Genomic DNA, 14,378 nt, shown 5'->3' on the forward strand with positions numbered 1-14,378 from the left:
AACCTTGTTCCTAAACCCGATTGCAGCGAACACGGAGTGCAACGCAGTAAAGCGTAAAGCGGGGCTGCCAACCCCCAAGCACCACAGGCCACTCATTTCCTAATCCTAAAATACTAATATCACCTGAAGCGCAATGCTTCTGCATAACAAAAAGTTTCTGCCCGTTTACGCTTTGCTTCCTCATGCCTTGCTGCTGTAGGGTAACGCTGCAATGGGGAAGAGGTTACAGCAGTATTTCATGTGTTGGGTAGCAAGGATTACAACCCCTTATTCTTAAATGCGATTAAAGCGAACGGGACTGACGTTGTCAAATGCTTTAGACCAGTCGTTTCTAAACTACTTAACATGTGACAATTCTTCATCTAAATGAAAATTAGCTTATAATGACCTTCCTACCTCTGCCATTTAATAAATAAAGCAAATTTGTAGCGGTTAACTAAAAACTTAGAAGTCAAACTAAATTTCATGGTAACTTCATAAAAGTATGCCCTAGGTTTTGTACCTTGACACGTATTTATTTGTTACCTAACCACATGAAACTCAAAATTACTCTCGCAATCAGTTTTCTATCTCTGCTTATTGTTTTTGGTGCATTTAAAATGGATGATGATCCGTTTAGCCAGCTCTTACAAAAACTAGAAGATTACACCAGTAAATATCCTCAAGAAAAGGTTCATTTACATTTAGATAAGCCTTATTATGCCATTGGGGATGATATTTGGTTCAAAGCTTATGTTGTGAATACTAAGACTTCAGCTCCTTCGGGCATTAGCAAGATCCTGTATGTAGAGCTCATCAATGAAAAAGATTCGCTAAAAAAATTGGTTAAATTACCCATTATGGGAGGGATTACCTGGGGCGATTTTAAGTTAACAGATTCGCTTGGCGAGGGCAATTATAGAATTAGGGCATATACCAATTACATGCGTAATTTTGGCACCGAATTCTTTTACGATAAGACAATTAAGATCGGAAATAGCTGGGCTAACAAAGTTTTTACAAAAACTTCTTACAATTTTACCAAAGAGAACAATGCGGATAAAGTAACTGCAACAGTTCATTTTGAAGATAAAAATGGTGTTGCTTATAGCGAAAATGAAGTAAATTATGAAGTCCAGTTAGATTATCGTACCGTTACAAAGGGTAAAGTTAAAACCAGTTTAACGGGTGATGCCGTAATTAGTTTCACAAACAATCAATCTTTCCAAAATAAATCAGGGAAGATTCTGGCTACCATAACACTGGATAATAAACAAAAAGTAATCAAATCTATTCCGATCACTTCCACGTCTAACAATGTTGATGTACAGTTTATGCCGGAGGGAGGGACGCTTGTTGAAGAATTGCCACAAAAAGTTGCCATTAAAGCGGTTAATGCCGATGGCCGCGGCGAAGATGTAGAAGGAAGTATAATAGACGAAGGGGGGAATGAAGTAACCAGTTTTGCCACCAATTATTTAGGTATGGGTAACTTTGTATTTAACAATCAGGCCGGTAAGTCATATTCGGCAAAGGTTAAATTTAAGGATGGATCAGAAAAAACCTTGAAACTACCTGTGGCCGTTAAAAGTGGTTATGCACTTTCGGTAAATGCTTTAGATACAGGTAAAGTGGTGGTAAAAATTATGGCTAGTGCCGATCTTGTGAATGGCGATGAACTTAAAGTTGTGGCACAGCATGGTGGCAATGTATATTATGGTTCGAAAGCTAAAATGGATAAACAGGTACTAGTGGCCAATATTCCAAAAAAGAACCTGCCAGCCGGTATTGTGCAGTTTACTTTATTTTCGAGCAGCAATCAGCCTTTGGCAGAGCGATTGGTTTTTATTAATAACAAGGCCGAGTTAATTGACGTATCGATTAATACATCAGGAGTTTCTAGTTCGAAAAGAGGAAAGGCAGCTTTTACTTTTAATGCAACTAATGATAATAAACCCGTTTTAGGCAGTTTTTCGGTTGCTGCAACCAACGCAGCAAAAGTAACACCTGATGAAGATAATGAGTCGAATATACTCACCTCGTTGTTACTTACGTCTGATCTGGTCGGCTACGTAGAAAAACCGAATCATTATTTTTTAAAAGATGATCTACAAGCACAAAAAGAACTCGATAACCTAATGCTTACCCAGGGCTGGAGAAGATTTCTTTGGAAAAACATTATCAATAATGTTGGTCCGAATATTACCTACAAGCCCGAACAGTCTATTACCATTAGCGGAACGGTAACAAAAGGAAATAAGCCCGTGCCTGGTGGTAAGGTAATGCTAATGGCTACGAAAGGAACCATGTACATTTTGGATACGGTAACAAATGCCGAGGGAAAATTTGTTTTCGATAATTTAAGTTTTGGCGATAGTACAAAATTTGTGGTGCAGGCAAGAACTAAAACAGAAAGGAAATTTGTAGATATTAATCTTGATATTGTTCCGGGGCAGATTGTAACCAAGAATAAAAATGGAGCCGATATCGATATCAATGTGAATAATACTTTGATGAAGTATATTAAAGAAAGTGATAACTATTTTAATGAGATGACCCGTTTGGGTTTGCTGGAGCGGACCATTAAACTCGAAGAGGTTACGATTACCGAAAAGAAAAACCCGGCGAAAAATTCATCGAATTTAAATGGTGCGGGTAGGGCCGATTTTATTATGACAGCCGATCAGTTATCCACTTGTGTTACCTTATCTCAATGTTTACAGGGCCGTTTGCCAGGTGTAATATTTAGGGGGAATGTGCCATATCTGATGCGGAGCCAAGACACGCCAATTCGTATTGTTGTTGACGGGATGCAGATGGAGGCCGATTTTCTGGATAACGTTACCCCTATGGATGTAGAATCTATTGAGCTGTTAAAAAGTATCGGTAATACGGCAATTTATGGTTCGCAAGGCAGTGGAGGTGTAATTATTATCACCACTAAACGTGGCGACGGGGGAAGAAGTACTGCTCGTTATGCACCAGGTATTGTAACCTTTAATCCAAAAGGATTTACGATTTCAAGAGAGTTTTATTCTCCAAAATATGATGCGGCAAGCTCAAGCAGCCGGACTGATTTAAGAACCACTATTTATTGGAACCCACAGGTTGTTACAGATAAAGATGGGAAAGCACAATTCGAATTTTACAATGCAGATGAGCCTGGAACCTACCGCGTAGTAATAGAAGGAATAGATGCATTAGGGCATTTGGCAAGAAAAGTTTATACTTATGATGTTAAATAGATAAAAATAGATAAATTTGAATTAGTATGCATGCATAGTTTATGCTGTGATGTATTTATCTTGATGCTAGATTCTTAAATCTTGATACTATTTAAAATATGAATACAATAAAAGTAAGTGTTAAAGATCGCTTGGCAACTATCACATTAGATAGAGGGAAATCGAATGCCTTAAACCGCGAGCTGATTACCGAGCTTGATGATATACTTAAAAATATTGCCGCCGATGATAACATTGGTGGTGTAATTTTAACAGGAACAGCGCCTTTCTTTTCTGCAGGATTGGATTTGGTAGAACTTTATAACTATAACGAAGAAGAAGCTAAATCTTTCTGGCAGTTATTTTTGGGTTTTACAGCCAATATGGTTTCTTTTAAAAAACCAATAGTAGCTGCAATTAGTGGCCATAGCCCGGCTGGTGGATGCGTAATGGCTTTAGCCTGCGATTATCGGGTAATGGCAGAAGGCCAATATATTATTGGCTTAAACGAGGTTCCGGTAGGTATTATCGTACCCAATAGTATTTTTCACTTGTATGCCTTCTGGATCGGTAAAGCCGAAGCTACCCGCAGTTTACTTTCTGGTAAGTTGTATAATCCCGAAGAAGCTTTAAAGGTTGGCCTGGTAGATGAACTGGTAAAGAACGAAAGTTTGTTAACAGCAGCCGAACGCAAGATTAAAAAATACATGGAGCTTGAAAGCAATACCTGGTCGCAAAGTAAATTAAATATCCGCGAGGAATTAATTACTGCCGTAAGTGCCGATCAATCTGCTACTTTAGAAAAAATGTTAGCACAGTGGTGGTCGCCTGCAACGCGCCATATCTTAAAAACAATTTTAGCCAACCTGCAGCGGAAGTAGTTTTCAGTTCATAATTGATCGTTTTCAGTTTCTGGTGGCCGCATCGCAATTAACCTACTCGAACAGTTAACCATCCCCAGCAATTTGGCAATATAACAATATCAACATTTAACCCGTTTAGCAATTAACCGACTTAAACAGTTAACCAATTAACCAACTTTAATTATGTTCAACTATAACTCACCAATGCTCAGAGAAGACGCTTTAAAAGGAAAAACCATTGTAATTACAGGTGGTGGAACAGGGTTGGGGAAAGCAATGGGCGTATATTTTTTGAAATTAGGTGCCAACCTGGTAATTACAAGCAGGAAGCAGGATGTACTGCAAAAAACTGCCGATGAAATGGAAGAAAAAACAGGTGGCAAAGTATTAGCTGTTGCCTGTGATGTTAGAGAAGTAGCACAGGTAGAAAACGTATTGGCCAAAACCTTAGAAAGATTTGGTTCGGTTGATGTATTATTGAACAATGCTGCAGGTAATTTTATCTCGCCAACGGAACGCTTATCAGCCAATGCATTTTCATCTATTATCGATATCGTTTTAAAAGGGACGGTTAACTGCACACTTACATTTGGTAAACATTGGATTAAGGAAAAACAAGCGGCAACAGTTTTAAATATAATTACCACTTACGCATTTACAGGCTCAGCTTATGTTGTGCCCTCGGCCTGCGCAAAAGGTGGTGTTTTAGCCCTAACAAGGTCTTTAGCCGTAGAGTGGGGTAAATATGGTATCCGAACGAATGCTATTGCTCCAGGTCCGTTCCCAACCAAAGGCGCATGGGAGCGTTTATTGCCAGGCGATTTAGCCAAAAAATTTGATTTTAAAAACCGTGTACCCCTGAAAAGAGTTGGCGATCATCAGGAACTCGCCAATTTAGCTGCATTTCTGGTGAGTGATTTTTCAGGTTACATTAATGGCGAAGTAATTACCATTGATGGTGGCGAATGGTTGCAGGGAGGGGGGCAGATGAATGGTTTGGAAGCCATCCCGAACGAAATGTGGGATATGCTCGAACAAATGACAAGAAGTGCTAAGGGAAGCTAGTATTTGATGACAAGTCTTATTACTTGATACTCGCTACTTGTTACTAAAATATTATCTTTGCCCATATGAATATCTTACTTTTAGGTTCAGGCGGCAGAGAAAGCGCATTCGCTTGGAAAATGAGCCAGTCTTCGCACTGTGATAAACTAATTATTGCTCCGGGTAACGGTGGTACAGGGGCTTATGGTACAAATATCAACATCAATGTAAACGATTTTGATGCCATTAAAAAAGTAGTGCTTGCCGAAAATATCGAACTCGTTGTAGTAGGTCCGGAAGAACCTTTGGTAAATGGTATTCACGATTTTTTCCTTGCCGACAAAGCCATTGCGCACATCCCGGTTATCGGACCTAAAAAAGAAGGTGCTATTTTAGAAGGAAGTAAAGATTTTTCTAAACAGTTTATGGAGCGCCATGGTATTCCTACTGCAGCTTCAAAATCTTTCACACCTGAAACTTTGGAAGATGGCCTAGCTTATCTGCAAAACCATGCTTTGCCGGTTGTTTTAAAAGCAGATGGTTTGGCAGCAGGTAAAGGTGTATTAATCTGTACCGAAACCATAGAAGCTCAGGAGGAATTAAAACTGATGCTTGGCGGTAAATTTGGTGCAGCTGGGGCAACAGTAGTAATCGAAGAATTTTTAAGCGGGATAGAACTTTCGGTATTTATTTTAACTGATGGTGAAAATTATATTACACTACCTTCTGCTAAAGATTATAAACGGATTGGTATTGGCGATACAGGTTTAAATACCGGTGGTATGGGCTCGGTTTCTCCAGTTCCTTTTGCCACACCAGAATTTTTGGCTAAAGTAGAAGAACGCATTATTAAACCAACAGTTGATGGTTTAAAGAAAGATAATATCGATTACACTGGTTTCATCTTTTTCGGACTGATTAAAGTAGGTGAAGAGCCATTTGTAATCGAATACAATGCACGTATGGGCGATCCTGAAACAGAGAGCGTGATCCCTAGAATTGAAAACGACTTGGTAGAGTTGTTTTTAGCTACTGCGAACAAACAATTAAACCAGGTAAGTTTGGTTATTTCTGAGCAAACTGCTGCTACTGTAATGATTGTGGCAGGTGGTTACCCGGGCGATTACCTGAAAGGTAAAGCCATTACAGGAATCGAGAACTTACGTCATTCGAATGCATTCCATGCCGGAACATTGTTAGAAAATGATGTGGTGAAAACAAATGGAGGAAGGGTAATTGCAATTACCAGTTTACAAAAAGATTTGTTTACTGCTTTACAATCGGCAACTGCTGATGCTGGCAGAATTTATTTCGACGGCAAATATTTTAGAGAAGATATAGGTTTTGACTTAGTTTAAAAGGATATAAGTTGAAAAAAGTACTCAAGAAGATTTCCGAAACGGCAATTAAACAAGGGGAGTTTAGTTTTACAACCGAGCAGGTCGAAGCAAAATGGCTAGGTAGCCAACCTGCCACCTTAGCCGAAATACAAGAAGCTGAAACAAAACTAGGGTTAACGCTACCATCGGACTATAAAGACTTTCTACTAATTACCAATGGATTTACTACGCCAAATGAAAACGTTGATCCATCGTTTTCCAAAATAAGCGATGTAGCATTTTTAAAAGATGTTGACCCACAGCTAATCGAGATTTGGACAGAAAACGATGAGTTACTAGAAGTGGCTATTAAACTTGCCAGAAGTATTATTGTTGGTGGAGTAGACGAAGAGCAATATTTCCTTTTAATCCCTCCCATAAGCGAAAATGCCGATTGGGAATACTGGAAATTCGCATCATGGATACCTGGAGAAGACCCTTACGAAGGGCTTGAAAATTATTTCATTAACGTATTGGATTTTTTAAAATCTGCTTAATACGTTTCCCTATAAAACAAAGAAAGCCCCAATTTTGATTGGGGCTTTCTTTGTTTTAATGTTTTTTTATTTCGATTTACTTCCTAATAATTCTTGAAGTTTATCTTGTAAAGCCTGTTCCCTTAAGCCTTTAGCAATAATTTTGCCTGTTGGATCAATTAAGAAATTAGCCGGGATTGATTGGATGCCATACATTTGAGCCACTTCATTGTTCCAGCCGTTCAAATCAGATACATGTGTCCAGGTTAACTTGTCGGCCTCGATGGCTTTTTGCCACGCCGCTTTGGTTGTTCTGGTATTTCCTCCATCCAACGAAACCCCCAATACAGTAAAGCCTTTATCTTTAAATTTATTATAGGCAACAACTACATTTGGGTTTTCTTTACGGCAAGGGCCGCACCATGAGGCCCAAAAATCTACCAGTACGTATTTACCTTTAAAATCAGATAATTTAACAGGTTTTCCGGCGGTATCAACTTGAGTAAAATCCATAGCCATGGCACCTACAGCGGTTTTTCTGCCAGCATCAAATATTTGAGCAATTCTTTTACCGTTCGGAGTTGCCTTCAATTCTGGTGACAATGCAATAAAAGCCTTCTCTGCAGCAGCAGCCTGATCAGGATCTGAAGTCAGCTGGCTAATTGAAGTTAAGCTTATAAATGATTTTGGATTGCTGCTAGCAAATTGTAACAATAATGGGGGCATCGCTGCAGCTTCTTTGTCATAACGAGCACCTAAAGCCTCCATAACGGCCTTGTCTTGTTTTTGCTGCGGCGTATAAGCCGCATATTCTGCATTAATTGCGGCAAGCTTATCTGCTACAGGTTTAGTTAATGCTTTTAATTTCTTTGCATCGTCATTAACTGGCGAACCGGTAATTGTTGCTTTCTTTAAAGAATCTGCCGCAGTCAGCTTTATGTTTCCTGGTTCTACATATAGCGATAAAGCATCTAATTTCTCGCCTTGTGCCGGACGGTTTACGTAAGGGTTTTTGTTTAAGAAAAGACTTCCTTGTGCAGGGCTCAACAATGATCCTTTAAATGCAAAGGCACCATTTGTTACGATTGCAGAATCGGTGACATTTTTGCCGTCACCTTGATAGATCAGATAAACCTTATCTCCGGTTTTCAGTCCCTTTATGTCGCCACTAACTGTAAATGGCTTTTGTGCCAAAGCTGCAAGAGGCAATAGTGCCATTGCAGATAATAATATTTTTTTCATGAGGTTAGTTTAATTCCGTCCAAATATAGAAATCTGTATCGCTAAAACGTAAATAGCTGTGTAAAATTATGATAGACTTTTAGGAGAGTAGTTTTTAGTTTAACTTTTGATAGGTTCTCCACCACAAATCGGGCATTTCGCCATTAACAGCAGTCTGGTAATCATCGTATCGGCAAGGTACCAGATGGTAACGTTCGTTTTTAGATTGTCCTGATGGATAAGGAACCTGCATCCACCAACGGTCTGATTTTTTGCTTTTTACGAACATCATTTCTCCCGAACCATCTTTTAAACTGGTTCTGTAGATCATAAACTGCGATTTCGGAGTCAGCGGAAAATCCTTTTTACGGGCGTAATATCCATCCACAAAATACCATACCATTTGAGCAAGTAAAAAGGCTGTTTGTCCGTTGTTATCATAGGCAGGATTAAACTCGTAAAAACCAATTGAACTTAACTTATCATTCATGCCTGCATAACGGGCTATGCGACAGGCCTCTTCGCCATCAAAACCATTTGGGGTGGTATTCGCATTTGCAGCAGCATCGGCAGATCGGATAGCACCAATATCAAAGCTAATCATGTTTGCATTGCGAATAATGGGCTCTGTTAAGGTAATATCCTGGGCAAACTCGCCCAAACGATGTACATCAAAATACAATTTGTCCATTACACTCAAACTTTCTTGATTTACAAAATAAGTTTGATAGCCCACATTGCTAAAATTGAAAAGGTAATTGGGTTGATGTAAGAAAATCTTGTTTAGGTAACAATCCGATCGGGTAGCAATTCCCTCATGGTCATCATCGCCAATATCAAATTGATTATCAATAACCACCAGGTCTACTTTTTGTTCTAAATCTTCATAACCAAGGTATTGGCCATAGGTTAGGTCCTGTCCACCGCCAATAATGATCGGAATAATGTCTTTTTTGATTAACTCAGAAACCACCATTTTGATGGCAATGTAAGTGTCGGCAATGGTTGCGCCGTGTTTAATATTGCCTAAATCGACAATCCTGCTATTAAAAGCACCTTCATTGAGTTTGTAAAATTTCTCTCTAAAATAATCGGGTGCCAGGGCAGTGCCTTCATTGTTAACGGCACCTCTTCCATCAAGTACCCCAAAAATTGCCAGATCGTAAGTGTGTTCCTCAAAATCGGGAAACGATTCGGTGTAAATCTGTGCTTTTAACCCCAGCTGGCTTGTAAAAAATCCTTGCTTAGGTGTAAAACTATCGGGGTTTATAGGGGAAAAGAAATCCGTTAATGACATATATTTAAAACTCTCGGCTCAAATATCTATTTTTGAATGCGTATTTCCACATATAGCCCGAAAAAAATAAAATGATACTGGTAACCGGAGGAACTGGATTTTTAGGATCTGAATTAATTAAGCAGTTAACCGACAAGGGTTTAGCTGTTCGGGCCTTGAGACGGGAGCAATCTAAAATCCCTGCATTGATCGAAAATATTCCGTTGATTGAATGGTTTGAGGCCGACATTAATGAACCTTCTACTTTAGAAGATGCCTTTACAGGGATTACCAAAGTTTACCATTGCGCTGCATTTGTATCCTTTAATCCGAAAGATAAAAAGCAGCTTTTTCATGTAAACATAGAAGGCACTTCGAATATTGTAAACCTTTGTGCCGAAAATAATTGCCGTTTATTGCATGTAAGTTCAGTTGCTGCATTAGGAAATGCTAAAAAAGGCAATAAAATTACTGAAAAAGACTTTTGGGAATACGATGCCAAAGCCCATGCCTATGGTTTATCGAAATACGAGGGCGAAATGGAGGTTTGGCGGGGCATTACTGAAGGTTTAGACGCTATTATTGTCAATCCATCGGTAATTATCGGTAAAAATGCAGGCTTTGAAGGGAGCGGAGCAATTTTTAAACTGGTAAAAGGTGGCTTTCCATTTTATACAGATGGAGCTTCGGGTTTTGTTGATGTTGAGGACGTAGCCAAAGTGATGATTCTGTTAATGGATACCGAAGTTTCGGGAGAGCGGTATATCATTTCTGCTGATGATTATCATTACAAAGAGCTGTTCGGTGAAATTGCGCAGGGTTTTGGTGTTAAGGCACCAGAAAAAGAAGCAAAACCATGGATGCTTGGAATAGCCTGGAGGGCGCTAAAATTCGCATCCATATTTACTGGTAAGCAACCTTCCATCACCAGAGATGCTGCAAAGAGCAGTTTAACCTTAAGTTATTACGATAATAATAAAGTAAAAGCGGAAACAGGCATTACCTTTAAGCCGGTTGCCGAAAGCATAAAAGAAATTACCCAACATTTAAGATAATGCCCAAACAAAAAGCCTATTACATCATCGATTTTGATAGTACCTTTACACAGGTAGAAGCACTTGATGAACTTGCCCGAATTTCGCTAAAGAACCACCCAGATAAAGAGGCGATTTTCCAAAAAATTGAAGATTATACCAATTTTGCCATGGAAGGAAAACTTTCCTTCTCCGAAAGTTTAGCACAACGTGTTAAGCTTCTTGAAGCAAATGAAGATCATTTAAAGCAGCTTATTAAACATTTAAAAAAGAAGGTATCTACTTCTTTTTCGCGTAATGCCGAGTTTTTTAAGAAACATGCCGATGAGGTGCTGATTGTTTCTGGCGGGTTTAAAGAATTTATTACCCCTGTGGTGAGCCAATACCACATTAAAAAAGAAAATATTTATGCCAATACCTTTGTAACTACTGGCGATGGCAAAATTATAGATTACGATCATGCCAATCCTTTAAGTGAGGAAGGTGGTAAAGTAAAATTACTGCAGCATTTAAAACTCGAAGGCGAGTTATTTGGTATAGGTGATGGTTATTCTGATTTCCAGTTGCGCGAAAGTGGTATCATCAATAAGTTTTTTGCATTTACGGAGAATATAGCCCGTGAAAGTATTGTTTCGAAAGCAGACCATGTAACACCAAGCTTCGACGAGTTTTTGTATGTAAACGATCTGCCACGCGCAATTTCTTATCCTAAAAACAGAATCCTTTGCCTGGTAATTGGTGAAGTGGATCCCTTAACAATTTCTATCCTTAAAAATGATGGTTTATCAATTAGACATAAAACTTCTTTTGAAGATAAATACGTAAAGGATGTGGGTATTATTCTTTTAGCTAATGGTGAAAAAATAAATGCAGAACAATTAAAAAACGCTGCCAAACTAAAAACTATCGGTTATTTAGGTAATGCGAAAAATAAAATAGACCTCGATTTATGTACCAAACAAGGTATTGTTGTTTTCGATGACCCTAAAAATAATCCACGTAATATCGATTTTATCCCGAAACGGGTTGCCGATTTTATGAATACCGGGGCAACTTATTTAAGTAGCAATTTTCCTAACTTACAATTGCCAAAAATTGATAAATCGCACCGCTTAATTCATATTCACAAAAACGTTCCGGGTATTATGGCCAAAATCAATACTGTTTTTGCAAAACACGACATCAACATTGTGAGCCAGTTTTTAATGACCAATTCTGAGATTGGTTATGCCATTACAGACATCAATACGCAGTATGATAAACAATTGTTTAAATCATTGAAAAAGATCGAGCAAACCATAAAGTTTAGGGTGTTGTATTAATAATGGTCGACTGAAGGCTTTGACAACCTTCTTTGCATTGCAAAGAAAGTTGTCAAAGTTAGCTACCTCAAAAACTGATGCCTCTTTAGCAACAAATGTTTAGGTGCCCCTACGGTTTGTGAGCGATAAATCCCCGTATGGCCTGAAAATAAGTAAGCAGTAACACAAGCTAAGGCGATATAAATTCCCGATGATACACCAAATAGCTCTACGCCCATAAAAATACAAGCCAAAGGGGTGTTCGCTGCCCCTGCAAAAACAGCCACAAAACCCATTCCTGCTAGCAGGCCAAGAGGTAAGGGGATAAAGAAACTCAAAAAACTACCGAGTGTGGCCCCAATAAAGAAAAGTGGAGTAACTTCGCCGCCCTTAAACCCTGCACTCAGGGTAAATGCAGTTAAAAACAATTTGATTGCAAATGTGTAATACGCTTCTTGTTTTACAAAAGATTCTGAAATGACAGGGATGCCCAAACCGATATATTGTGTATTTCCAATTAGGTAAATAATGCCAATTAAAACTAGTCCACCAATAAATGGCCTTAATGGTGGGTATTTAATTTTACTGAAAAGGCTTGATAAGCCATGGTTTAAGGTAGAGAAAGATCTTGCCGTGAGTCCAAATAATACTCCTGCACTTAAAGATAACAATAGATTGATTGAATTTATTTCCGGTACCAGGGAAATTGAATAATGGGTATGTCCAACACCCCAAGCCTTGCAGGCATAATCGGCAATAATTGCTGTAATAAATGAAGGAAGAATGGAACCATAAGTTAAACTTCCAATAACGAAAACTTCCAATCCGAATACGGCGCCTGCCAAAGGTGTTCCGAAAACAGAGGCAAAGCCAGCGCTGATGCCGCAGATGAGGATCACTTTTCGATCTCTGACTTTAAGTTTAAACAGTTTCGTAAACTGGTCTGCAAAGGCCCCTCCAATTTGCACAGCTGTACCCTCTCTTCCAGCCGATCCGCCAAATAAATGGGTTATAATGGTACCCGCAAAAATAAGTGGCGCCATAATCAGGGGAATCACATTCTTGGGCGATTGTAATTCCTCAATTAAGAGGTTATTACCCTTTACAACTGCTGCGCCCCAATAATGGTAGGCCAGACCAATAATTATACCCGCAATTGGTAAAAAGGCGATCATCCAAATGTGCTGCTCACGGTAGTTGGTTGCCCAGTTTAAAGTTTCTAAAAAGAGGGCAGAGGCAGAGCCAATAATCCCACCCAATATCGCAGAGATTAATAGCCACTTTAAAGTGCTCATTAAGAGTAATCCGAAGTCGAGTTTAATAAAATGTTTGATAGACAGAAGAAATCCTTCTGTTAGTTTTTTAACAGGCATTTGAATTCAATTTTAAATAAAAATCGTAGGAGTCATCAGCCTGTTTTGGCGGTTTTGGCGGTACTCCATCGCCATTGTTCCAAATGTATAAAATTTAGTTATTTGTTGCAAAATCTTTATCACCTTTGTGCAGCTAACTTTAAACCATGGATTTTACACCCGAAATAAAAGACAAACTCCACCAACTACAGGAAAAGTACACAGCAATGGGGCAAGATATGGCATCGTACCTCGATGGACTTTTATATGCCGATTTCTTAACCTATTGGGATTACATTCATTTGGATACTTTGCTGAGTTTGCAGAATCCTAAAACACCGATACCTGATGAAGAGATTTTCATCATGTACCACCAGATTACCGAACTTTATTTTAAACTTGCACTGCACGAATGCAGGCAGATTGCGGAGCATGAAAATTTGACTGTCGAATTTTTTACTGCACGGGTAAAACGGATCAATGCTTATTTTAATGCCTTAACTACCTCTTTTGAGGTGATGGTTGATGGTATGGAGAAAGAACAGTTCCTGAAATTCCGGATGTCGTTATTACCTGCCAGTGGATTCCAGTCAGGCCAGTACCGGATGATCGAGATCTGTGCTACAGATTTCATCCGATTAGTAGACAAAACAAAACGAGAAGAACTAAGTACCGCAACAATAGAAGAACAATTCGAAAATATTTATTGGAAATTCGGTGCAACAGAACTGGCTTCGGGCAAGCAAACTTTAACCCTAAAGCAATTTATTAAAAAGTATTCAGTTCAATTTTTGCAACTGGCCAAAGACCGTACTTTAACTAACTTCTCGGCTTTATATCATCAATTACAGGCCAGTGGAGCCGATGTTTCTGCCCTTGCTGAAGAATTACGTAAGCTGGATCTGTATGTAAATGTAGAATGGCCATTGTCGCACTACAAATCGGCTGTACGTTATTTAGAGAAAGATCCCGTTGATATTGCTGCAACTGGTGGAACTAACTGGCAAAAGTATCTGCCTCCGCGTTTTCAGAAGAGAATCTTTTATCCGTTTCTATGGACCGATGTGCAAATGGAAGAGTGGGGTAAAGGCTGGGTGCTTAGTGTACTTAAAACACTCAAAAACAAAGATTAATATTGCAAAAAGCTATTAAAAAAGCCTGTTTTTTCTTAATTTGCGCAAAATAATTAATGACAGAATGAGTGAGTTATTGAATTAGAGAATGAGTGG

At 38.9% G+C, this 14,378-nt stretch carries 11 protein-coding genes and 1 riboswitch; of the genes, 8 read left to right on the plus strand and 3 right to left on the minus strand.

Features of this window, described 5'->3' with window-relative positions:
• Positions 1 to 533: 533 nt before the first annotated feature.
• From FHT21_RS18055 to FHT21_RS18075, 5 genes are all read left to right on the plus strand, one after another.
• On the plus strand, positions 534 to 3,224 hold the full coding sequence (locus tag FHT21_RS18055; RefSeq protein ID WP_208398979.1) for a carboxypeptidase-like regulatory domain-containing protein: 2,691 nt from the start codon (positions 534 to 536) through the stop codon (positions 3,222 to 3,224).
• Between the two features lie 98 nt (positions 3,225 to 3,322).
• Complete coding sequence (locus tag FHT21_RS18060) at positions 3,323 to 4,084, plus strand: enoyl-CoA hydratase/isomerase family protein (protein WP_167296139.1); 762 nt, start codon at positions 3,323 to 3,325, stop codon at positions 4,082 to 4,084.
• Positions 4,085 to 4,270: 186 nt separating this feature from the next.
• Entirely contained in the window at positions 4,271 to 5,131 is an 861-nt protein-coding gene (locus FHT21_RS18065) for an SDR family oxidoreductase (protein ID WP_243854045.1), read from the plus strand.
• A gap of 65 nt (positions 5,132 to 5,196) precedes the next feature.
• Entirely contained in the window at positions 5,197 to 6,468 is a 1,272-nt protein-coding gene (gene purD, locus FHT21_RS18070) for a phosphoribosylamine--glycine ligase (RefSeq protein ID WP_167296141.1), read from the plus strand.
• Between the two features lie 11 nt (positions 6,469 to 6,479).
• Positions 6,480 to 6,986, plus strand: coding sequence for an SMI1/KNR4 family protein (locus FHT21_RS18075; protein WP_167296142.1), 507 nt, complete (start codon positions 6,480 to 6,482; stop codon positions 6,984 to 6,986).
• A 66-nt stretch (positions 6,987 to 7,052) separates the two neighbouring features.
• Here the strand turns inward: FHT21_RS18075 and FHT21_RS18080 are convergent, their stop codons facing one another.
• Complete coding sequence (locus FHT21_RS18080; protein WP_167296143.1) at positions 7,053 to 8,207, minus strand: TlpA disulfide reductase family protein; 1,155 nt, start codon at positions 8,205 to 8,207, stop codon at positions 7,053 to 7,055.
• Positions 8,208 to 8,301: 94 nt separating this feature from the next.
• Positions 8,302 to 9,483, minus strand: a complete 1,182-nt coding sequence (locus tag FHT21_RS18085) for a formimidoylglutamase (RefSeq protein ID WP_167296144.1) — start codon at positions 9,481 to 9,483, stop codon at positions 8,302 to 8,304.
• A gap of 71 nt (positions 9,484 to 9,554) precedes the next feature.
• Between FHT21_RS18085 and FHT21_RS18090 the strand changes: the two genes are divergently transcribed.
• Positions 9,555 to 10,517, plus strand: a complete 963-nt coding sequence (locus tag FHT21_RS18090; RefSeq protein ID WP_167296145.1) for an NAD-dependent epimerase/dehydratase family protein — start codon at positions 9,555 to 9,557, stop codon at positions 10,515 to 10,517.
• Positions 10,517 to 11,818, plus strand: coding sequence for an HAD-IB family phosphatase (locus FHT21_RS18095; RefSeq protein ID WP_167296146.1), 1,302 nt, complete (start codon positions 10,517 to 10,519; stop codon positions 11,816 to 11,818). The genes FHT21_RS18090 and FHT21_RS18095 overlap by 1 nt, the downstream gene beginning before the upstream one ends.
• A gap of 62 nt (positions 11,819 to 11,880) precedes the next feature.
• Here FHT21_RS18095 and FHT21_RS18100 read toward each other — a convergent pair whose 3' ends face one another.
• Positions 11,881 to 13,170, minus strand: a complete 1,290-nt coding sequence (locus FHT21_RS18100; protein WP_167296147.1) for a voltage-gated chloride channel family protein — start codon at positions 13,168 to 13,170, stop codon at positions 11,881 to 11,883.
• A 19-nt stretch (positions 13,171 to 13,189) separates the two neighbouring features.
• Positions 13,190 to 13,252, minus strand: a riboswitch (Fluoride riboswitch).
• Between the two features lie 64 nt (positions 13,253 to 13,316).
• Between FHT21_RS18100 and FHT21_RS18105 the strand changes: the two genes are divergently transcribed.
• Entirely contained in the window at positions 13,317 to 14,282 is a 966-nt protein-coding gene (locus FHT21_RS18105; protein WP_167296148.1) for a tryptophan 2,3-dioxygenase family protein, read from the plus strand.
• Positions 14,283 to 14,378: the final 96 nt, after the last annotated feature.

This window comes from Pedobacter sp. SG908, from assembly GCF_011759615.1.
Taxonomy (GTDB): Bacteria; Bacteroidota; Bacteroidia; order Sphingobacteriales; family Sphingobacteriaceae; genus Pedobacter; species Pedobacter riviphilus.